This window comes from Mucilaginibacter sp. P4_C11 (assembly GCF_056402115.1).
On the sequence record NZ_JBFUIA010000036.1, the window covers coordinates 44984 to 68355 of the forward strand.

General features: G+C 43.1%; 16 protein-coding genes. 2 read left to right on the forward strand and 14 right to left on the reverse strand.

Annotation, left to right across the window (positions count from 1 at the left end; translation table 11 throughout):
* Positions 1-53: 53 nt before the first annotated feature.
* The 14 genes from sov to AC1DU2_RS25900 all read right to left on the reverse strand — a co-directional run bounded on the left by sov (position 54) and on the right by AC1DU2_RS25900 (position 21334).
* Positions 54-7082 (reverse strand): T9SS outer membrane translocon Sov/SprA, encoded by a 7029-nt coding sequence (gene sov / locus AC1DU2_RS25835; protein WP_477388002.1) that lies wholly within the window; start codon positions 7080-7082, stop codon positions 54-56.
* 34 nt (positions 7083-7116) lie between these two features.
* Positions 7117-7701, reverse strand: a complete 585-nt coding sequence (ruvA, locus tag AC1DU2_RS25840) for a Holliday junction branch migration protein RuvA (protein WP_477360992.1) — start codon at positions 7699-7701, stop codon at positions 7117-7119.
* 33 nt (positions 7702-7734) lie between these two features.
* Entirely contained in the window at positions 7735-10011 is a 2277-nt protein-coding gene (locus AC1DU2_RS25845) for an NADP-dependent malic enzyme (RefSeq protein ID WP_477360990.1), read from the reverse strand.
* A 118-nt stretch (positions 10012-10129) separates the two neighbouring features.
* A complete protein-coding gene (locus AC1DU2_RS25850; protein ID WP_477387979.1) occupies positions 10130-11416 on the reverse strand; it encodes a lytic transglycosylase domain-containing protein in 1287 nt (428 codons plus the stop codon).
* A 64-nt stretch (positions 11417-11480) separates the two neighbouring features.
* Positions 11481-12905 (reverse strand): Asp-tRNA(Asn)/Glu-tRNA(Gln) amidotransferase subunit GatA, encoded by a 1425-nt coding sequence (gene gatA / locus AC1DU2_RS25855; protein ID WP_477360986.1) that lies wholly within the window; start codon positions 12903-12905, stop codon positions 11481-11483.
* Between the two features lie 100 nt (positions 12906-13005).
* The gene (gene tatA, locus AC1DU2_RS25860; protein WP_147055904.1) at positions 13006-13173 is read right to left on the reverse strand and encodes a twin-arginine translocase TatA/TatE family subunit; all 168 of its coding nucleotides are present in this window, start codon (positions 13171-13173) and stop codon (positions 13006-13008) included.
* Positions 13174-13250: 77 nt separating this feature from the next.
* Positions 13251-13676, reverse strand: a complete 426-nt coding sequence (locus AC1DU2_RS25865) for a Sec-independent protein translocase subunit TatA/TatB (protein ID WP_477360984.1) — start codon at positions 13674-13676, stop codon at positions 13251-13253.
* A 216-nt stretch (positions 13677-13892) separates the two neighbouring features.
* Complete coding sequence (locus tag AC1DU2_RS25870) at positions 13893-15176, reverse strand: murein hydrolase activator EnvC family protein (protein ID WP_477387982.1); 1284 nt, start codon at positions 15174-15176, stop codon at positions 13893-13895.
* 16 nt (positions 15177-15192) lie between these two features.
* Positions 15193-15981: a lipoprotein insertase outer membrane protein LolB1 gene (lolB1, locus tag AC1DU2_RS25875; RefSeq protein WP_477387984.1), complete on the reverse strand. Its 789-nt coding sequence runs from the start codon at positions 15979-15981 to the stop codon at positions 15193-15195.
* Entirely contained in the window at positions 15959-17587 is a 1629-nt protein-coding gene (locus AC1DU2_RS25880; RefSeq protein ID WP_477387985.1) for a tetratricopeptide repeat protein, read from the reverse strand. The genes lolB1 and AC1DU2_RS25880 overlap by 23 nt, the downstream gene beginning before the upstream one ends.
* Before the next feature lie 222 nt (positions 17588-17809).
* A complete protein-coding gene (gene dut / locus AC1DU2_RS25885) occupies positions 17810-18244 on the reverse strand; it encodes a dUTP diphosphatase (RefSeq protein ID WP_477387987.1) in 435 nt (144 codons plus the stop codon).
* Entirely contained in the window at positions 18241-19740 is a 1500-nt protein-coding gene (locus AC1DU2_RS25890; protein WP_477387988.1) for an MATE family efflux transporter, read from the reverse strand. Before AC1DU2_RS25890 ends, dut begins: the two co-directional genes overlap by 4 nt.
* A gap of 39 nt (positions 19741-19779) precedes the next feature.
* On the reverse strand, positions 19780-20061 hold the full coding sequence (locus AC1DU2_RS25895; protein ID WP_477387990.1) for an acylphosphatase: 282 nt from the start codon (positions 20059-20061) through the stop codon (positions 19780-19782).
* Positions 20062-20167: 106 nt separating this feature from the next.
* Positions 20168-21334, reverse strand: coding sequence for an amidohydrolase family protein (locus AC1DU2_RS25900; RefSeq protein ID WP_477387992.1), 1167 nt, complete (start codon positions 21332-21334; stop codon positions 20168-20170).
* Positions 21335-21496: 162 nt separating this feature from the next.
* Between AC1DU2_RS25900 and rlmN the strand changes: the two genes are divergently transcribed.
* Both rlmN and AC1DU2_RS25910 read left to right on the forward strand, forming a co-directional pair.
* Positions 21497-22558, forward strand: a complete 1062-nt coding sequence (gene rlmN, locus AC1DU2_RS25905) for a dual-specificity RNA methyltransferase RlmN (RefSeq protein ID WP_477361195.1) — start codon at positions 21497-21499, stop codon at positions 22556-22558.
* Positions 22559-22582: 24 nt separating this feature from the next.
* A complete protein-coding gene (locus tag AC1DU2_RS25910) occupies positions 22583-23281 on the forward strand; it encodes a ComF family protein (RefSeq protein WP_477387994.1) in 699 nt (232 codons plus the stop codon).
* Positions 23282-23372 lie beyond the last annotated feature (91 nt).

The following is a 23372-nucleotide window of genomic DNA, read 5'->3' on the forward strand; positions in this document are numbered from 1 at the left end:
TACTATGCATTTTCAAATCTTCAAATTCTCAAATTTTCAAATCGGCTCCAATTTTATTGCAGCAACAATTTCAGGTTGATGCCGAAATTGGTAAAGGCGGTATTAAATGTTTGCGAGGTGTACGGGCGGGTAATGTTTGAATCGTAAAATAGGTTGAGGTTAAAACGCTGGTTTATCACATAGTCAATTGATGGCCTCACGGTAATATTTTGTGCGCCTGATGATATTTCGGCGGCTGCTACATCGGCACGGTAAATAAGGGTTTTATTATCGCGCAGCGAGAAATCAAGCTTAAAGTTTACATCCTTCGGGCTACCACCGGGGAACAGGCCAAACGGGAAATGAAAGTTTTTGGTGTGATAGCCAAAGCCAAAAACCATGATCTTTTCATTTTGCTGCGCCAACTGGCTGTTAAGCAGGCTTAGGCTAAGGGTACGACTCTGCCTGAACTCCACGTTGGCGGTCATGCTGTTTTTAAACCTGGCGCTTGCTCCCAGTAAAGGCACAAACTGCTCAAAAATGGTAACCTGCGAAAACTGGTAAAGCGGTAAAAAGTCGTTATTTAAATCGCGCGCGCTGCTGGCGCCGGCGGCTTCCTGGTATTGCAGCAAGGTGGTAAAACCGTTTACGTTATATGACGACCGGTAACCGTGGCTCAGATCGAATGAGTCGAAAATATCGGCGAAGAACGGAATTTTGGCCAGGCCGCTGTACCTGACATCCCAGTTGGGGATAGGTATTTTAGGAAACTGAGATGTACTGGCCTTCGCCGCTTTTTTACCCGTATAGGCAGCCAAAAATGCTGGCACCAGCACGTTTTGTGAGTTTTGGCCGTAACCATCTCTAAGCCCAACAGAATCTACCAATTGCGTTGAATTAGGGTTTTGCGCGGCAAGCCTTTGCGATATAATGGAACGGTTGGCAAGCATTTGCTGAAACAGCGGCGATGTATTATTAATACCGGTAGTTTTTTTGAACGCCGTGCCTATAGTTAAATAAGAGACACTATAATTACCCGTGGTAACCGGGCTTAACGATTCTATACTATTGGTTGCAGCCAGGTATTTAAAGTTAGATTGGTAGTTATTATCCTGCGTTTTAAAGGCGATGAGGTCAATTTTAAGGCCAGGAATTGGTTCAAGAACAGCCCTGAAGTGCATATCCTCGTTAAGCGATTTTGTATATAATTGGTTTTGCAGGGTATCTGTAGATATCCATCCATTGGCCACCGCCCTGGCACGGATATCGGTTTGGCTGCCCAATAAAAAGCCAATGCCCGGTGCGTTGTAATCAGAGTTTTGGCCAAAAATACCTGATTGGGGCAGATAGCCCGGTAAATAGATGCCCTGCTTGCGCGAGTAAGTAGCGCTTACATTTTTAACACTGGTAAGCAGGCCAATTAACACCTTGCTAATGCCACCCGGCGAATTAGGGTTACCGGCCTTGCGTATAAAAGGAAACTTGTTATATAACGATACCATGTTAAAAGTCGGGTTCACCTGGATTTCGCGCAGGTTGCTGATGCTGTTACCCACATCATACGAAGGGTCATTAATGGCAAACAACGGCTGGGTTTGCCAGTTAAAGTGGGTGCTGTAACGAGTGGTTACCGATGTCCAGTCCAGCCCCGGAATTTTGTTGATAGGCAGGGTATAGTTGATATTGATAGTGTGGTTGTAGTTAGTGGTACGGCCCAGCTTTTTCAGGTTATCCCAAAGGGTATCGCGCTTTAAACCATTAACACGCCCGGCTGGTTCATCAACAACCGAAAGGTTGGTGGCATCAATATCTAATGATAAGGATTTCGACAAATTCCAGCCTATACCGTACACCCTGGTAATGTTAAAGTATTTATTAAAGGTAGTTGTTGGTATGGGGATAAAATTATTAGGGTCGTTATCCCGCAAGGTGTTTTCAGAGTAAAACCGATCAAAATTAATACTGAAATTTAGCCTTGATGGTAATATGCTAAAGTTGATATCGCGCGCCAGCGCCAGCAAATTACTTTTAATGATTTTTGCAAATGGGTTATAGTATTTGGGCGCGTTGGTATAATTATAGGCAAAGGTAAAGTGATAAGTTTTTTCTAAATCACTTTGGGTTGTAAAATCATGATGGGTAAACTGTGTAAAGGCATAGCTGGCGCTCAGGTTCTCGATATCCCAAACATGATTTTTGGCCGTAGGGTCGAGCTTTGTTTTATGTACGTTGGTAAAATTGAAGCTTTTTCTGAAAGTGTAATCAACCGCCGCGTTCCTTATCGAATCGCGCTCTTTGGTACTTGTGGCTGCGGCAAGTGATTGCTTCAATTCTATATCCGGCGCCCCCGGATCATACTGAGGCAAGCTTGTTTGCGACGATACATTGATGTAGGCCGGTATGCTTATCCCGCTTTTAGCCGGAAAAAACTTTCCTAACTCGGCAGTGGCCGATATATCATAAACCTGGTTATCGCTTTGGCTCCTGTCGTTCAGCCGTGAATCCAGCGTACCAAAGCCTATACTGGTTTTGCTGCCCGATACGGTAACGTCGGCAAAATCGGCCAGTTTAGTATCCAGCCTGGCTGTAGCTGCCCAGCCACCGCGCTGGTCAAAATCTGTCAGGCGCAGTTCATCAAACCAAACCGTGCCTGTTTTATCCAGCCCATCATCTGTACCCGTTGCCTGGCTTCCTTTTAAAGGGTTACGTACACCAATCATAATTGTACGCAGGCGGCTTAAGTCGGGCTGGCCTTTTATATAAACAGTTTGGGTGCCTTCGGTATATTTAAATACCTGGTTAAAGGATACATTGCTGTGGTTACGGGCAAGTTTTGCACGGGTAAGCAAACCAAGCTCCAGGTCAATGGCGTTGGCGTCGGGCCATATAGCATCAGGGCTGCTGGTGCCCGGCTGCGTAATTTTTAAAGGCACTTCGTACTCGTAATAGTTATCCTGGTAATCAACGCCAAGGCGTAAAAACGCGTTCAAGTCATCGTCTTTCAATAGCTCGCCTTCAGCGTGCACAAACATTTGTACGCGTTTGTATTTGCGCAAATCATTATAAAACGTCCTGAAAGCCGCCCTTGAATAGCCATCCCGAAGGCTTTTTACATTTAATGACAGCGATTGCTCGTTCAGCTTAGTATTTGTTTGCAGGTTGTTGTAATTACGCTGGCGCTGAATGCCTGGTGGCACCACGTAAGGGATGGGCGTACGGTTACCATTCTCTTCGATGTTTACCGCCTGCACATCAAGCGTCGAGTTATCCAATGGTGGATTGCTGATAGATGGATCGGCAATAACATTGAGCGGGTTTCTCTCGATGTTAAATGCCCGCCATTCGCCGCGCACCAGTTCCAATGTCGCGAAACGGAGGATGGCGGTATCGGCAAAATTGGTCATGAACATCCGCATAAAACGAATGGCCTTAAAATCACCAATATTACCCACCTTGCTTTGGTAATCGGTAATCGGGATCCTGAACTGGTACCAGTTTACCGATTGGGTTGTACCATCGGGCAGTTTAACATTTGCGGTTACCTTATCGCTGATGTTGTTTTGCCCAACAACCATATCGCCGGGGCGGATAGATACTTTGTATTGAAAGTATGAATCTTCCTGGCTCATGTTATTATCCCGGTTAATATCCTCGCCATCGGGCAATGAGGTTGATGCCGAATTCTGGATCCCAAGTTCGGCCTGCGATTGCTGCGATGTTTTGGAGTTGCCATCGGTACCATTGTATTTGCTATAACGGTCAAGGATACCTAACCTTGCCTGGTCAAGTGCCGATCCCTGGTAGTACTGATAATCATCAGACGATGGGTCATTTGCAAAACTGGTTGCCGCCTGCCCACTCAGTTGCCCTTTAACCTGGGTAACTACCGGCGCAAATTTCTTCTGCTCGTCAGCATCATTTAATCCATCCAAACCCACATCCTGCAAACGGCGCGCATCGGGATTATTGTCAAAGGCGTTTATTACCGGCTGTAGTTTGGATACCCGGCCCCAATTGGTTTCGTCAACCTGGGTAACGTCACCATTCACGGGCAAGCTGTTCTCCAGGCTTTTCCGGCCATCTTTCAATATATCTTCAGATACGCTGCCTAAGTTAAAATACAAGTCGCCACCTGCCGAGTTGGGTTTGTAAATAAAAGGATCGAGCACCCAAAACTCAATATATGATACGTTTAACGATTCAAAATCATTGGTTTCGAGCTTCCTGAACATACCGCCCCAGCGTGTTTTTGGATTTTGTAATGTACCATCGGGATTAAAGCCCGTAGTGGTATAATTATACGGACCGCGCACATTTGGATAAAACGCCATATTCAGTGTAGCAAGGGTTAATGGCTGCCCTGTGCTCGACTGCTTATAAGGGAATACTTCCTGCTCCAGAACCTGCCTTGCGTAATGATTAGACAGGTCGGCCCTGGATATAGCGATATTATTTGAATTGGTATAAAATATAGGATCGATGTTATAAAATGCCAGGCGGGCGCGGTTGTAACCATAGCTTAGGTCATCAAACCGGCTGGCTTCAGGGAATAACTGCGGTGTACCCGAAATTTGCCAGGCATTGGCACTTTTTATATCGATGATGGATTGGCTGTTTTCAAAATCATCCAGGTACGACGTACCGTTTTTTGAGCCTGCAAAATTTAACGCGCCGGGGCTGCCGGGCAATAACTGTGCAAACTCGCCCGAAAAGGTAACCGACGATGGCGCCTTGGTGTGAATCAGCGGTATTTTATCAACCAGGCGGGTAAGCATGCGCGAATCCGAACTGTAGTTAACATCAAAACCCCATATGGTGTTGGAGATTGATTCCTCGCCTGCTGTTTCATTTTGAGTAATGGGCTGCTCGGTAAGGTGCATCAGTGTACCGCCTAAATTCAGCTTATCATTCACATGGTAATCAAACCTCGATCCGTATAATGATTTTTGCTGAACGCCAAACAGCTCATTGTTCTCCAGCTTTACGCTGATGGTTTGGCCAGACGACAGCAAGGCCTGGTTCAATATCCTTATCCGGCCGGAGTTGTAATCAACCGTATAATCTGTGCCCTCGGTTAATTTAAGCTGGCCAGCCGTTACCGTTACTGATCCCTGCGGAATATTCACAGCATTCAGCTGGTATTCTGATCCGCCTGTTGAGGTGTAAGTACCTTTAATTACATAGCGGTTTAAGGCCGGAAAATATTGTTGTGCTATGGTTTTTGTAGAGTCGTACAGTTGCTGATATACGTAACGCTTGGTAAGGTCCGTTTCGCCGGCGGTAAACTTGGCAGCCAAATCAGAGCCGAAAGGTTCAATAGTAGGGAACGAAATGCGGCCGTTTTGCGAGTCGATAGTAACTCCTTCCAAAAAGTCGAAATACCCATCGGGCTGTTTGGCGCTTTGCTGGTCAAGATTATCAAGCCCTGCAACCTGCAGCCACAGTTTACCTTTCAGGTTGGCCCCCTCCTCCATCACCGTTTTTTCGATACCCGATTTATCGTCCAACCGGGTCACTGTCAGTTTAAAATTAGTTGGAGCAATTTGGAACGCGCCCAGCGAGTAGATGTTTTTCATCATCAAATCCCAGGATGGCAAATTGGTTTTCAGCAGTTCGTTTTTGAGCAATTTTACAAATAACACTTTAGGCGTATTGGGGTCAACCGCTACATCGCTGCTAAACTCACCCACCTGGTACTGTACGCCATTAATGGTGTATTGATAAGCTACCGCCAAAACTTCATCGTTATTTAACGGATAATTAAGCGAGATATAGCCCAATTGCGGGTGCAGCGTATATTCCTTATCGGTGAGTTTGCGGGCGTAAGTGAGCTTGGCATAGTTATCCGTGTTACCTGTTGATTGAAAATAACTGGCTACTGCGTTTGAGTTTGTTTGCCTTGCATCGGCAGGCAGGTTTGTTAATAACGAGTTGGATTGCTGCGCAAAACCAGGCCCCTTAAAACCGGCCGGCAAGCCGCTAAAGCCAGCCCCGCCTTGTATTCTTGATGTGTTGTAAGGTTTATTTTCGCCAAGATCAAGGAACGCTAATATATCCCTCGAATCGGTGGTTACGTTGGTACGGTTAGTTGTCCAGACCTCAATTTTTGTTATGTTGATATTGGAACTGATAATCGGGATATTGGCCAGCGCCTTGTTATAGTTATTGCGGAAATACTGCGATAAAAAGAAGTGCTTATTGGCCTCGTAATCCGCAGGTGTAAGCCTGAACTCGCCCTGCTGCGAACCATTGGTTATCGTAATAGTTTTTGACTGCGACCGCTGCTGCGATAAAATACTGGTGATATCCAACCTTCCAAATTTCAGTTTGGTTTTTACGCCGAAAAGCGCCTGGCTGCCTGTTATCAGCGTTGTGGGCAGTGGCATACTCACGGTACCAGCCTCAATTTTTTGAATGATCTCGTCGGGCGAGCCGGTATAGTCCAGCTTTACCTGGTTTTCAAACTGGAATTGCGCATCGGTATTGTAGTTAGTGGTAATCTTCAGCTTATCGCCAATATTACCAGTAACATTAAGCTGAATCTTTTGGTCGAAATTAAAATTAAACTGGCTCCGTTGCCTGGTATTAAATAATGGGTTTTCGTTTTTATTAACCTGCCCGGCCAATATCATTTCTGCCGATCCCTGTGGGCGGATATCAATGTTCTGGCTGCCAAAAATTTGCTCAAACGTGCGGCTCCTTACTTTTATGACAGGAATAAAGCCTGGCTGCTGCGAATCGTAGGCATAATTATCTGCCAGCTGCTTATAGTAATTGCGCTGTTTTGATTTATCTGTAAGTTTTAAATATTCGGCAAAGGTGAGGTTTTGCGGCGGCCGGTATAGCAAATTCCCCACCCGTTCGTACAAAATATAGCGGTTTGTGGCCGCATCATATTCAACCGTACGCACAAGCCCCGGAGGATCGGAACTAAAAATACCTTCCCTGACCCTAACATTTTTGGGTTGGGCTAAGTCAAGCGGTACACTTTTCCGGGTCGTATCGGTCCTTATCTTCGGTATTTGCTGCTGCGCATAAGCGCCGTTAAGCACACCGAAAGTGAGAATTACCAATACACTTATAATAATATTATAAGTAAATATTCTTATCAAAAGTCAAGTCGAAATTTATACGTAATTATAGGGTTTTTAAAGCAAATTTAATTAGTTGTTCAACAGTTAAATCGCCGCTATTTTTATTCATTTCCTGCTCTAATACTTTTTCGACAGTATTGCGGGCAAAGCCAAGCATTACCAGGGCGGTAAGTGCTTCATCCTTAGCAGTTTTATTTATTGGCACAACGGTTAGGGTATCCGGGCCTTCCTTGCGCAGTTTATCCTGCAATTCTAAAATTATTCTTTGTGCCGATTTTGGACCTATCCCTTTAATACGCTGAATAAGGGAAACATTACCGCTTACAATAGCGGCCTGTATCTCGGCCGGCGTTATAGAAGATAGCATCATGCGGCCTGTATTTGGCCCGATACCGGATATCGAGATCAGGTGCATAAACAAGCGGCGCTCACCATCATCGGCAAAACCGTACAGGGTGAGCGCATCTTCTTTTACATGTTGCCATATATATAGCTTGCAGCTTTCATCGGCGCCAAGCCTTGAATATGTATTTACCGATATATTGATATGATAACCTACACCACCCGTATCAATAACAACATGCGATGGGCTTTTAAAAACCAGTTTACCACTAATATAATCGTACATAAATATTATTTTATTCTTTTGTTTATCAAAAAACTATTGGTTCTCTGCTTTAGCCTGTGCCGTAATTACCGCAATGGTAACCATGTTCACAATCTCGCGAACTGAGCTGCCTAACTGCAGTACGTGCACCGGCTTTTTTAAACCTAACAATATGGGCCCAACCGCCTCGGCACCACCAATTTCCTGAAGCAATTTGTAAGCAATGTTACCCGATTCAAGATTAGGAAATATCAGCGTATTGGCCGGCTTTCCGTTTAACGTAGAGAATGGAAAATTATCGGCCAGCAGATCCGAGTTCAAGGCAAAGTTTGCCTGCATATCACCGTCAACAACCATATCGGGATATTTTTCGTGCAATATTTTTACCGTTTCCCTTGTTTTTTCGGGAATTGCACCCTCATTTGATCCGAAGTTGGAGTACGATAATAAAGCTACCCTGGGGGTGATGTTGAAGCGTTTTACCGAGCGCTCTATGAGTACAGTAATATCTACCAGTTCCTGCACCGTTGGGTTCACGTTTACAGTAGTATCGCCAAAAAACACAGGACCCTTAGGGGTTATCATCATATACATACCCGCCACGCGGTTTACGCCTTCTTCGGTGCCAATAATTTGCAGTGCCGGTTTTACGGTACTCACGTAATCTTTTGTCAAACCCGAAATCAGCGCATCGGCCCGGCCAAACTGCACCATACTGGCGCCGTAATAATTACGGTCGACCATCAGTTTTTTGGCCTCGTACAAGGTAATGCCGCGGCGCTGGCGTTTATTGTATAAATAATTAACGTATTCGTCCATGTTTTCGCAGCCCTCGCGTGGATCGATGATCTGCACATCGCCAAGGTCAAGCTCGTTTTCACGCAGGATTCGTTTTATCTTTTCTATGTTACCCAATAATATCGGGGTAGCAATACCTTCGTCCTTTACTATCTGGGCCGATCTCAGGATCTTATAATTATCTGCTTCGGCAAACACTACCCTTTTAGGGCTCTGCTTAGCCTTATTGGTAAGGTTGCGCAGCAGTTTATCGTTGTTACCTAAACGTGATCTTAGCTCCTCTGCATAGGCATCCCAATCGGTAATTACCTTACGGGCAACGCCCGATTCGATAGCTGCTTTAGCAACCGCCATAGATACTTCAGTTATCAACCGCTGATCCATCGGTTTCGGGATGATGTAATCCCTGCCAAATTTAAGGTTGGTGATATTGTAAGCCAGGTTCACCGCTTCGGGGACCGGCTTTTTGGCCATTTCGGCAATAGCGTGAGTGGCGGCTATCTTCATCTCCTCGTTAATGGCGGTAGCCCTTACATCAAGCGCGCCACGGAAAATGTACGGGAAACCCAACACGTTATTTACCTGGTTAGGATAATCTGATCGGCCGGTTGCCATGATAATATCCTCACGGGCGGCAGTTGCCAAATCATAATCAATCTCGGGAACGGGATTAGCCATTGCAAAAACCACCGGCTTTTTAGCCATCGATTTCAGCATGGCCGGGGTAACCACATTACCGGCAGACAAGCCAACAAATACATCTGCATCTTTCATGGCATCCGATAATGTTTTTACATCGGTACGGGTGGTGGCAAACTCCATCCTGATATCGTCAAGATCGGTACGGTGCTGATCGAGCACACCGTTGATATCAAACATCACCAGGTTTTCTTTTTTGACCCCTATGGAAAGGTACATTTTTGAACAGGATACCGCGGCGGCACCTGCACCATTAACTACCAGTTTTATTTTATCCAGTTTTTTGCCTTGAATTTCGCAGGCATTCATCAAAGCAGCGGCCGATATAATAGCCGTACCGTGCTGGTCATCGTGCATTACAGGGATGTTCATTTCGGCTTTAAGCCTGCGCTCTATCTCAAAACAGGTTGGGGCCGAAATATCCTCAAGGTTTACACCACCAAATGTAGGTTCAAGCGCTTTTACTATCGCCACAAACTCATCAACACTTTTGGCATTCACCTCCAGGTCAAACACATCAATATCGGCGTAAATTTTAAACAGCAGGCCCTTACCTTCCATTACCGGTTTACTGGCCTCGGGACCAATATTACCTAAGCCTAACACGGCGGTACCGTTACTGATAACAGCTACGAGGTTACCTTTGGCGGTGTATTTATATACATCGTCAACGTTTTCGGCTATGCGGAGGCAGGGTTCGGCAACACCAGGCGAATAGGCCATGGTTAAATCTCGTTGCGAATTGGTAGGCTTGGTGGGCACTACCTGTATCTTACCAGGGCGGCCCATGGAGTGGTAATTCAGCGCGTCCTGTTTACGGTTGTTCTTGTTCATCTTCTCAAAATTCAAGCGCCCAAAATTACAATTCTTTTTATGGTAACCTGAAATAAAATAGCCCGGTTTTGAAACATGTCAAAATCGGGCTATTGTTTAAGCGGATATTATCCTGTGTTTACAGCGTCGGTTTCGTATCCGCAGATACACTTGCCGAGATATCACCGCCGGCGGCAACCCTTATTGTTTTACCAACAGGAGCGCGGTTGCTCTCCAGGTTGTTCCATACTTTAAGATCGTGTACCTCGCAGCCAAACAAATCGGCTATACCCGCCAGGGTCTCCCCTTTTTTTACTTTATGATAGGTAGTTATCTTTCGATCAGATTTTGGCACATCCACATAAGCCGGATGGGCGGCAGGGGCCGCTACCGCATAAACCGGGGCTAGCCTGGCAAACTCCATAGGAGCCACCGCATCACCGGCACTATTTAATACATTATATAAAGCAGCAAAGTTCTCTTTAGCGGTTTGCGGCAGGATAAGCCTGCGCGGGGCTTTTGGCGTACCGTTTACAATTAACCTGCGATAAGCCGGGTTAAGGATGGTTATTTCACTGATGCCTACATTTAAAGCACGGGCAACATTACTTAACGATACAAACTTTTTAACCATAACAGTATCCGTCTTCAACGAAAAGTTGCAGGCTTGCGCTACGATGTTGTGCTTACCAAAATAGTTCATCACATAATTCATGGCAATAAAAGCAGGTACATAACCACGGGTTTCGGCAGGCAAATACTGGCGTATAGCCCAAAAATCGCTTCCGCCACCTGCTTTTTCCATAGCATGCTCCACATTGCTTTTCCCGCAGTTGTATGATGCTATGGCCAACAGCCAGTCACCAAATTCCTGGTAGGCATCCTTTAAATAGGCTGCGGCGGCGTAACTTGCCTGGATAGGATCGCGGCGTTCGTCAACATACTCATTCATGTTAAGGCCATATATTTTTGCGGTAGTGCCCATAAATTGCCACAAACCTGTTGCCCCTACCCTTGATACCGCGTTTGGATCAAGTTTGGATTCAACTATCGATAAAAATTTTATCTCGTCGGGAATCCCGGCATCATGAAAAGCCTTTTCATAAATTGGGAAGTAATACCTGGTAAGGCCGGCAACCTGGCCCATTTCATCGCGGTTGTGCATGTATAGCTCAATGTAGCTTTGTACATACTCATTGTAATCAAGCTGAATATCCTTCTTGATCGAGTCAAGACGGCGCTTATAAATATTGCCTTGCGCGCCCATTGGCAGCGGGTGATTTATAACCGGCAAAATGATGGTATCGGCATTAATTTCGCCATGAAAAGCAGCAAAATGATGACTTTGCTTTGCAGACGGGAGGGCATTAGCTTGAATAATTTGTAACAGCGACAGGCAGATGGTAAGCGTAAATAATCTCTTCATTCGTTGGATTTGATTAAGTAATGATGCTTCCTGCATCGGTTAATTTTACTAAAATATGGCTTTTTTACAGCTTTAAGAAATATTCAGCAAAATCTAACAGTTGTTGTTCGTTAAAATGTTTCGTTAATAATTGTAAACCTAACGGCAAACCCTTGCTATTATTGCCGGTGGGCAATGATATGGCAGGTACACCGGCTAATGATGCTTGTACGGTAAAAATGTCATAAAGATACGTTACCACCGGGTCTTTTTCTTCAGCGCCTATCGGAAAGGCTGGTTCCGGAGCGGTTGGGATCAATATAAAATCGTATTCGTTTAGTATCTCTTCGGTTTTTTCTTTTATTAATCTGCGTACTTTTTGGGCCTTAGCATAGTAGGCATCATAATAACCGGCGCTTAGTACAAAGGTGCCCAGCATAATACGTCGCTTCACTTCTTTGCCAAAACCTTCAGAACGCGACCGTTTATAGGTTGATTGCAAATCATCAGCTGCCGGGCTGCGGTAACCATAATGCACGCCATCAAAACGCGCCAGGTTTGATGAGGCTTCGGCCGTAGCCAATATATAGTAAGTAGGCACCAGGTAATCTAATTGTTCAAAGGCTATGGGTTTTACCGTATGGCCTTCGGCGCGTAATTTATCAATGTATTGTACCAGAACGTCCTTAACCTCGGCATTAACGCCGGGGCTTGACAGAGCTTCCTGTAAATAGGCGATTTTTTTCTTTCCCGGTTTTTGAGTATCCACGGTTATTGGCGATACCGGCTGCTGAATTAATGTGTTATCGTAGTCATCGGGGCCTGCCATAACTTCGTATAACAAGGCGGTGTCTTCAACCGACCGGGTAATTGGCCCAACCTGGTCAAATGACGAGGCGTAGGCTATAATACCATGCCTGGAGATACGGCCGTAAGTGGGTTTAAACCCTATCACCCCGCAAAATGCAGCCGGTTGCCTAACTGATCCGCCTGTATCGGTACCAATGGCTGCGTGGCACATATTGGCCTGTACAGCAACTGCCGAACCGCCTGATGACCCACCCGATACCCTTTTTTGATCGGCGTAGTTTTTTACCGGACCATAAAATGAGTTTTCATTGGAGCCGCCCATAGCAAATTCATCGCAATTGCAGCGGCCTATAATTATAGCATCTTCTGCAAGCAGGCGTTCAACTATGGTTGACGAATATATTGAAGTAAAACCTTTAAGGATTTTGGACGAGGCCGTTACCTGGTGCCCTTTGTAGCAAATGTTGTCTTTTATGGCTATAACCATACCGGCCAGTTTGCCGGCTGTTCCGTTTTTTATTCGCTCATCAACATTTTTGGCATTGATAAGCACTTCTGTTTCAAACACTTCATTAAAAGCGTTTAAGTGGGCGTTCTTCTTAATTTCGCCCAAATAGTTTTTTACCAAACCCTGAACAGTAATTTCCGCACGCTGCAACCCGCTCTTTATTTCGGTTAAAGAGGAATAAAATTTAGCCATGGGGCTAAAATAAAAAACTTATCCGTTGAAATAACAAATTAATTCAACAGATAAGTTTATATGGTAAATAAAGCTGCTAAAAGTATTACCTCTTAAGGTATTATACTTTCGGTTTTTCTTCTGTAGAAGTGCCTTCGTTGTTTTGCGCGTCTTTAAATTCTTTAACGCCTTTTCCTAAGCCTCTCATTAGTTCGGGTATTTTTTTACCGCCAAATAATAAAAGAATTGCCAAGATGATTAGAATAATTTCTGGTGCCCCTAAACCCATGATTTTAAGTTTTTATATAAGTTAATATTATTATTAATGATAGAATGCTCTTTTATTAAACTGCCAAGGCAGTTTTTTTAGTGTTTGCTGAGGTCGATTTTTGATTCGGTAACCGTTTCCTGATCAGTACCTACGTGAAACTCGGCCGCAGGGATTGTATTCGGAACTTTATTTTCGGCAATCACCGGGTTTGGATGATGTTCGATGCTTTCGGCAACAGGTGTTTCATCAACCGAATGTTCTTCAATAAGCGGTGTTACATGCTCTTCAATTACCGGCTCAACGGTTTTAGTAGCCTCCGGTTTTTCCTGGAAATTATTGATCTGGTTATTGATTTCGCGCTTAACATCCTCAGATGCATCTTTAAAATCGCGCAGGCCTTTACCTAACGTGCGCGCCATACCCGGAAGCTTTTCGCCTCCAAATAGCATTAATGCTGCAAAAAGTATCAGTACCATCTCGCCTGTACCAATATTTAAAAATAAAAAAACTGTACTTAGCATTGCATTTTTTTTAAGGTTACAAATATAAACAATTAATATCTTTATAATTAAGAATCAAAAGTTAAGAGAGGAATCAAGACAGCTGCAAAAAAGTTTTATATTAATTTACCGCCTTGTAAGCTGTCTCTTCAGCTAAGCTGAGCATAACTTAGCCTATTATTATTTTCTGTCTTGATTCTTGACTCTTAATTCTTGATTCTTCTTTTTGATTCACAACTAATTAGGCGCCAGCCAAAACTTAGGATTTTGCGCTTCTTTAGCTTTATATATATCAAAGTTAATCTCAGTTTCGCCGGTTGATGGATCGGTTGCAACAACACCTAAATTTTGTTTTGTTGACACCTTTTGCCCCCTTGCTACCGTAACCGAGCGTAAGTTGCCGTATACTGTAAAATACTCACCATGCTTAATCATTACCAGGTAAGTACCGCTTACGTCAACTACCCTTATCACTTCGCCTTCAAACACCGCCCTCACCGCGCTGCCCGCGTTGGTTCTGATATCCACCCCTGTGTTTTCACTGCGGATACCTTCACTTGTGAAAACTCCAAATCCTTGGGTTATAATACCGTTGGTTACCGGCCATGGCAAACGGCCTTTATTGCCCAAAAAGTCGTTAGATAGTTTGGCCGCCTCTGGTGTGGCGTTCAAATATCCTGAACTTGTTTTTACAACGGCTTTACGTTCTACAGGTGCCGGCTTATTTTCGGCTTTGGCTTTAGCCGCGGCCAATCTTGCTGCCTCCCTTGCCTCTGCCTCAGCCTTACGCTGCGCTTCCTCTATCTCCCGGCGAATAGCACTTGCAATCTCGCGGTTTGTTTTGGCCAGCTTATTTTGAACATCTTTTTGTTGTTGCTTTAACAAGCCCTCATGTTGCGACAAGTCTTTAACCACTTTAACCTGGTCGTTCTTTTGTGCTCCCAGGGTTTTCTTTTCCTTTTCCTGATCTTGGAGCAAATTGCTTTTTTCCTGCTTGGTTTTATCAAGCTCGTTTATTTTTACATGCAGTTCTTTTTGCGTTCCCTGTATGTAACCAGCCTGGCGCTCACGATAGGCACCAAACTGCTGTAAATACTTCAATCGTTTGTAAGCCTGGTTAAAATCTTTTGATGCAAAAATAAACATCAGCTTATTGTAAGCGCTTTGGTTACGGTAGGCAAAAAGTATCATCGCCGCGTACTCCTTTTTTAGCTGATCCAACTGGCTTTGTAAGCTATGTACGGTATTATTGCTTTCGGAGATTTGGCTATCCAAATTTCTTACCTCCGAGTTAATGTTATTTATCTTCTCTTCCCTCAAGTTTATCTGCGCTTTTAATAAGCTCAGTTGTTTTAATGTAGCTCTTTTATTATTTGATGTTTCCTGGTAATCCTTATTTAACTGGTCAAGCTCTTCTGATAATTTATCGCGCCTGCGCTTTAGCTCGGCACTGCTTTGTGCATGTGCGTCAACGGCAATAAGTACTGCTATAAAAAAGAGAATTGCTTTTAAAAATTTCATCAAACAAAAATAGGAATTATTTGGCCGGCTCATATCTATCCGGAATACTAAATGGATATTCCAGTTGCTGGTCAAAATCGACCTTGGTATAATGCAGGTTTACGTGGATCTTTTTATCTTTTACTACTGATGCAATATCTATCTGTGATGGCAGTATACGGTTATTGGCCTGTATAAATGTATTATTAGCCACTTGTAATGATTGCCCTTCGTTTTGGTTGTTCAGGTTGGTTTGCGTTACTTTATTATCGGCCCCAACTATCAATTTGTAAAGCAAATCATCAAGGCTGCCGCTTAAAGTGGTATTGCCGTTGGCGGTTGCAAAATCAGCGTTTTCGGTAAGCAGCTCGGGTATCGCATTACCTATCAGCAATGATTCGAGAGTTTTGTAGTTCACCTGTTTGCTGGCATAGGCATAAACGTAGCTAAACGGCTTTTTCAGGTAAACACCCTCCAGCCGGTTTATTAGTAAAATGCTATCCGGCGTAATTACAGCACGGGCAACCTCAACGCCTAATATCGCTGTAATTGATACCCATATTTTTTTGCCTTTGTTTATGCGAATATTAAGTGTTACATCATTGCTGTTGCCGTTAATATCCAGGTTTGTTTTGGCCTTACCCGAAAACGTATTAAAGTTTACCTGCTGTGCTTTAATAGCAGCCAGTTTTGTATTTATCTTATTATCAGGTTTGGCTACGGTATCGGCTTTGCGGGTTACCATAACCTGCTTGCGTGCTTTACAACTTACTATGGCCAGCAAAGCGAAAACTATCAGTAACCTATTCAAAATATTTTTTTTCATTTATCTTTCGATCTAATACGGGCGATTGATCGCCGTAGCCTTTGGCCTTTTTCCAGTTATCTACAGCTTCATCTGTTTTACCAAGGTAAAACAAAATATCGCCATAATGTTCGTACTTAACCGCACTTTTATCTTTATCGTGTGTTAATGCCTTTTCCATCCACACCCTGGCATCGGGGTATTTTTTCTGCATAAACAGTATCCATGCATATGTATCTTCAAATGATGCCGTATTGGGCTGCAGTTGGGTTGACCGCGCAGACATTTGCGCCGCTTTATCCAAAGCTTCATTTCTTAACGATAAATAATAAGCATAATTGTTTAAGGTATATGCATTATCGGGATTAACAGCCAGTGCCTTATCATAAGCATCGTCGGAACTTTTGTTGTTCTTCATGTCATGATAACAATCGCCTAATAACGAAAAACTGAGCGAAAGTAGTTCCTTATCCTGAATTTCTAATGAAGTTGCATTTTTAACATAGCCCAGCGCTTTGTTAAAATCCTTTTTCTGTGCCCATGCTACGCCTACCAAATAATTCATCCAGGCCTGGTTCGGAAACAGGGAAAGTGCATTCTCTCCGTCCTTAACAGCGCCATCCAAGTCGTTCATACTTAATTCAATGCGCACCAGCTGCTCATGTACCTGGTATACCTGCCCGTCCAGCTCTATCGATTTTCGGTAGGCATCTTTTCCTTCCTTCAATTTATCACTTTGCAGCAGCATATCGCCATACATGGCAAAAGCTTTACTGTCCTTAGCGTGCGTAATTGTAAGTATCCGGCTTAATTCAAGCGCGCTGGCTTTGGCATTAGGATCCGGAAATTTGGGGTAATAACCGGTTATAATCCTTATTTTTTGATCGATGCTTACTTCGGGAATGGCAAAGGCCTGTGTAAGCTCTTTATAGCTTGCATCGTTATTCTTTTTTTCGCGGTAAATATCGGCAAGCGCCAGGTGTACCATGCCGTTACCCGGATCAATCTTCTCGGCTTGCAGCAAAACTTTTAAAGCCTTATCGCCAAATCCGTTTGAGTTATATATCTCCGAGAGTAACAGGTAGTAGCGAATTTGACCGGGGTTATTGGCTATCGCTTTTTCAACATCGGCCGCGGCCTGGTCAACTTTGCCTTGTTTGAGGTAAATTTTTTGACGGCTACCTAACAAGTCATCGCTGGGCCCGGTAATTTGCTCTAACTGATCATAAACTTTTAGCGCATCGTCATATCTTTTCAAGATGACGAACGCGTTGGCTTTATCAAAATAATACTCGGGCTTGTTTGGGTTAAGGCGGATAAGCTGGTTAAACACGTTCTCCAGTTTGCTAATGTTGTTACTTTTTTCGTAACTATCGGCAAGTGCGCTCCAATACCATTCGTTATTGGGTTTTACGGCAACAGCGCGTTCAAGCAGCGGTTGTGCGCCGATATAATCGTTTTGTATTTTTTTCAGGTTAGCCAGTTCGTATAGCGATGCATCATTCCCCGGATCGGCCTGTATTACCCGTTCAAACAACTCCGAAGCGTGTTTTAGGTTTTCTACCGTTTTTTCGCGCAAAGCCGAGAAAAATAACTGCCTGATTTCGCTGCTATCCAGGCTACCCATTTGTTTTGGGGCAGCAGTGGTTTGAGCCGTGAGGTGAAGAGGCAAGAAGCAAGAACCAAGAATCAAGACAGCTGCAATTTGCAAGTGCCATGTCCTGTTTATTGTATTTCCAAATCTTAAATCCTTATCCCTCATATTCAAATCTACACTAAAATTACCGCTCATTACCCCTTGCCGATTTTCAAAAAGGCTTAATTCTTGACTCTAACCTCTTGCTTTATTTCACTTTACCGCTGTGTGTCCAAAACCACCTTCGCCCCTGGTGGTATCATTCAATACCTCAACCTGGGTCCAGCTTACGGTTTCGTGTTTGGCAACTACCATCTGGGCAATCCTGTCGCCATGGTTAATCTCAAACGATTCTGCACCCAAATTAATCAGCAATACTTTTATTTCGCCCCGGTAATCGGCATCAATGGTCCCCGGCGAATTAACAATACCTATCCCATGTTTAAACGCCAAACCACTACGTGGCCGTATCTGCGCCTCAAAACCTACTGGTAATTCGATATACAGACCTGTTGGCACCAATTTACGCTCCATGGGGTTTAACCGGATGGATTGCTCCAGGTTGGCCCTTAAATCCATACCTGCGGCATGCGCCGTTTCGTAAGCAGGTAAACTATTGTTCGATTTGTTAATTATGCTGATGGTCATCTTTTAAAGATAATCTTTAGTTCCTTGCGTTCAAAATAAAATGCGCCTAAGGCAAATAACAGAAAAAGTACATTCCCCACAAAAATATTATGATTGAATACCGAAAATGAAAGGTATACCAACGTTATCGATATTAAAACGTATGCCAGGCATTTTTTAAGATTATAGGGAATAGGATAGTTTTTTTGCCCCCACAGGTATGATAAAACCATCATGGTTGCGTAGGCAATTAACGATACCCAAGCCGATGCCATATAGCTGTATTTTGGAATAAATATCCAGTTTAAAACAAGTGTTAATATAGCGCCGATTCCTGAGATGTAAAGGCCATATTTTGTTTGATCGGAAAGCTTATACCATACCGAAAGGTTTACATAAATACCCAGGCCCACATAGCCAAACAACAATAGCGGCACAACGCCCAACCCCAACCAATATTGATTATGCGCAGTGCGCCTGCCAAATATAAAAGTGGCTAAAATATCGATGTTGGCTGTAAGTGCAACACAAATCATTGCCATTGCAATTACAAAATAAGTCATGATACGGGCGTAGGTATCACCGGAGTTTTTATTTTTTGAATGGCTGAAAAAGAAAGGCTCGGCACCTAACCGGAATGCCTGTATAAACAAACTCAGGAACAAGGCGATTTTTGCACAGGTGCCATAAATGCCTACCTGCTGATCGCTAATTGCTGTCGGCAGCATTTGTTTAAGCATCGCTTTATCTACCGATTCGTTGATGATAAACGAAATGTTGGCTACTAATACAGGCCAGCTGTATATAAACATATCCTTGAACATGGCACCATCGAATTTTAACCGCAATTTCAACACTTCGGGAAGCAACAGAACAACAGTTAAAATACTGGCAATGGCATTGGCTAAAAAAACATAACCAACCCAATGCGGCCTGTACCAGCCAACCATCCAGTGAGCGCCAGGTAGCTGATGCTCAATTATAAAAGGCACTCCAAATAAAAAAAACAGGTTAAGCAACATCACGAACGCGATGTTGGTACATTTAATAAATGCGTATTTAACTGGTCGGCCATCGGCCCTGATTTTGGCAAACGGAATAACGCAAAAAGCATCGCACACCAAAATAACCAGGAAGTTTTTAACATAGAAAGCATAATCGGCATGATCGGCTTTTACACCTGCCTGCATATAGTTAATAATGCTATCTAAAAATAAAAAGCTTAAAAGCAGGAAGATAAGCGCGACTACTATAACCACGCCAAAAGCGTTATTGTAAACCTGTTGCTTGTTATCGGCTTTTTTTTGCAGATACCGGAAGTAGGTGGTTTCCATACCAAATGCCAATACAGCGTTTACTATAGACGCTTTGGCATACATAGTTGTAAATATGCCATTACTGCCTACCGAAAGGGTGCGGGTATAAATTGGCGTAAGCACAAAATAAATCATCCGGGAAATGATAGTGCTTAAACCGTAGATGGCCGTTTGCCCGGCAAATTTTTTAGCGGTTGACAATGTTGATGTTCAATGTAATTAATTTGCTATCCGTTACAACTACGGGCGCCTTTTTACAACCTCAAAATTACGATAGTTTTTTAATTCGCCCTCATGGGTTTCTACAGAAGTTACTTCGCCGTATTCGGGGCCTTCGTTGCACCAGTCCATAAACATTTCCATCGCAAAATCGTCGCCCTCGGCTTCAATAAATACATCGCCGTTCGGCTCATTTAAAATAAAGCCCTTTACGCCCAACTGATCGGCCGTTGCCTTTGTTGATTTACGAAAGGAAACGCCCTGTACCTTGCCTTTAACTGTTATATTGAGATGTTTCATCATTCTAATTTGAAAATTTGAGAATTTGAAGATTTGAAAATTCAGCTGCAAAGTTGCTTATTTTCAAATTAACTTCTTCTCATTTTCAAATTCTCAAATCTTCAAATTCTCAAATTAATTTCTTCACTTTACTCTCCGGAGTTATCTTTAAACCATCAAGTCCGGTTATTAAGTTAAGGCCGGGGGTTTTGCCAACTTGTAACGAGCCTTTTTCATCATCGATACCTAAAAACTCAGCGCCGTTAAGGGTACCCCATTTTATTAACCTTTCGGTACTCAAAGCAGGGAACTTTTTTTGAATAGCACGCATTTCGCTCAATATACATAAGCTATCGTTGGATGCCAGGCTATCGGTGCCCAGGGTAATATTAAAGCCCTGATCAACAAAAAGTTCAATTTTAGGCAGTTTGCCTTCAATATATATATTGGCGTTAGGGCAAAAGCAAAAATTCACTTTACGGTCAAAACGTTTGATAAAATAGATGTCTTTTAAATTGGTGCAGGTGTTATGCACAAGCAAAACCTTTTGCTTATTGGTAAGCAGCGGTATTATTGATTGTACAGAGTTGCGCGCCTGTGGCTTAAAAAAACTGATATCGATACCAAAATGCTGGTACAGGTCTAAAAATCCGCCGAGTTTATAGCGATAAAACTTGTTTTCGTCTTCGCACTCCTGGTTGTGAATGCTAATAAGGTTATGCCCCTCTTCACTATGTTTCCTGATGAGCTTAAACAACTCCTTCGAAACCGAATAAGGAGCATGTGGTGTTACAGAAACCGACTGAGGTTTAAACTCATTAAGCAATGCCGTAGCCTTATCAAAAACATCAGCGGCATTTTGCGGTAAAAAACCAAAAGTTTCTACAAAAGTGTGATAATATAGTTTGCTTTTGGCTTTAACCGGAATACTTAAATTGGTATTTGAAATATCGCCAACAGCAACAATGCCATTATTGTACATTTCCTGATCGGCCTTTTCAATAGCGTCGGCTACCTGTTGCTGATCGGAGTTTCTGAAGGCCTGAACCTCTTTTATAAAAGACACCAGGCCACCGCCTGTCTTAATTTTGTTTTTTAGATGAGAAAGTTCAATGTGGCAATGGGTGTTTACAAACCCGGGGCAAATAATACCGCTAACATTTTCTATCGGGCTATCTGGCGGGTTGTTTGAATCTGTAACCGAAATTATTTTACCAACATCATCAACGGTAACAATTCCATTCTTAATCGGATCGGCATAAACTGGAAAAACGTAATCGGCTCTAAAACTTTTCATTCATCTGTTAAACTTTGGTATCTGTCTAAAAACGTTTTTCTAAAATATGCCCAGTTCAAATTAATACAATTAACTTTTAGTTATTGTTTTTTTACCGTCGAAAAGAATGACTTTAAAAAAAGAAAAACATTTTTTTAAATTAAGTACCTTTGCAACGTGAATATTGCAAAAAACAAAATAGACATCCGCAGCCTGAGTTTGAACGCTTTACAGGAACATTTTATTCGTATGGACGAAAAAAGTTTCAGAGCTAAGCAGGTTTATGAATGGCTTTGGAAAAAATCATGTTTCTCATTTAATGAAATGAGCAATATTTCAAAAGAACTGCGCACTAAACTTGATGAAAACTTTGTTATCAACAACGTTAAAATAAACACATCACAGGTTAGTGCTGATAAAACTATAAAAAATTCTTTTATTTTACACGATACTCACCTAATTGAGGGCGTTTTAATTCCAACTCCGGGCCGAATGACGGCTTGTGTGTCGTCGCAGGTGGGTTGTAGCCTTACCTGTAAATTTTGCGCTACGGGTTATATGGAGCGTAAAAGAAACCTTAATCCCGACGAAATATACGATCAGGTGGTACTGATTGACCAGCAAGCCCGCGAAAATTATGGCATCCCGCTATCAAACATCGTATACATGGGAATGGGCGAACCATTACTTAATTACAAAAATGTAATGGACTCGATAGAGCGTATTACTGCCGAGGACGGCCTAAACATGTCGCCAAAGCGTATCACTGTATCAACTGCAGGTATTGCCAAAATGATAAAAAAACTTGGCGATGATGAAGTAAAGTTCAATCTTGCACTTTCGTTACACGCCGCTAACGACGAGAAGCGTAACACGATTATGCCCATTAACGAGCAAAACTCGCTAAAAGCGCTTGCCGAAGCTCTTAAATACTATTACGCCAAAACCAAAAACCCGGTAACATACGAGTATATTATTTTTGATGGTGTAAATGATGGCATCCAGGATGCTATGGAGCTTGCCAAATTCTGCAAGCACCTGCCTTGCAAAGTGAATATCATAGAGTATAACCCGATTTCTTTCGCCAGCTATATTAATGCCGACGAGGATAAAGTGGAGGCTTTTGCCAATTATTTAACTAAACAGGGAATCAATACCCATCTTCGCCGTAGCCGCGGTAAAGATATTGACGCGGCATGCGGTCAGCTTGCTATTAAAGAAAAATCAAAAACTGTAGAAGTTTAAAAAAATGTGCCTTACATTAAGGCCATGAAATTACCAGGCGGCTACCTTGCCGATTTTGTTTCGTTGTTTTTCCCCCAGCTTTGCCCCGCGTGCAATGCCAGCCTGGTAACCGGTGAGCATATCATTTGTTCGGATTGCCGGTATAATTTACCATTTACCAACTTTCATACACAGCCTGATAACATTGTTGCACAACAGTTTTATGGTAAAATAAAGGTTGAGGCTGCCTATGCCCTCTATTTTTTTAATAAAGGAGGCAATGTGCAAAACCTGATGCACCATTTTAAATACAGCGGCATGAAACAGATTGGTAACCTTGCCGGAAACATTGCCGGCGGCCAATTAAAAGAGAACCCGATTTTTAATACTGTAGATTATATTATCCCCGTGCCCTTGCATAAAAAACGTTTAAAAGAACGCGGCTATAATCAAAGCGCTTGTTTTGCCGATGGATTGGCTGATAAGTTGACAGCTCCCATTGAATTGGATAACTTAATACGGAAGGTTGCCACTGCAACTCAAACCCACAAATCGCGCTTTGCCCGGTTTGAAAACATGCAGGAAGTATTTGCAGTTGCTAAGCCTGAAAAACTGGAAGGCAAGCACGTTTTACTGGTAGATGATGTTGTAACTACAGGATCAACCCTGGAAGCTTGTGGGATTGAGTTATTGAAAGTAACTGGCCTGAGGCTGAGTATTGCAACTATTGCCTATGCGGTTTAGCCTGTCAGTAAGTTCGGCTGAAAGCTGAAACCATGTGCAACCACAAGCTGGAAGCTCGCGGCAGCTATTTGCGGCGGTGTTCATTTAGCTC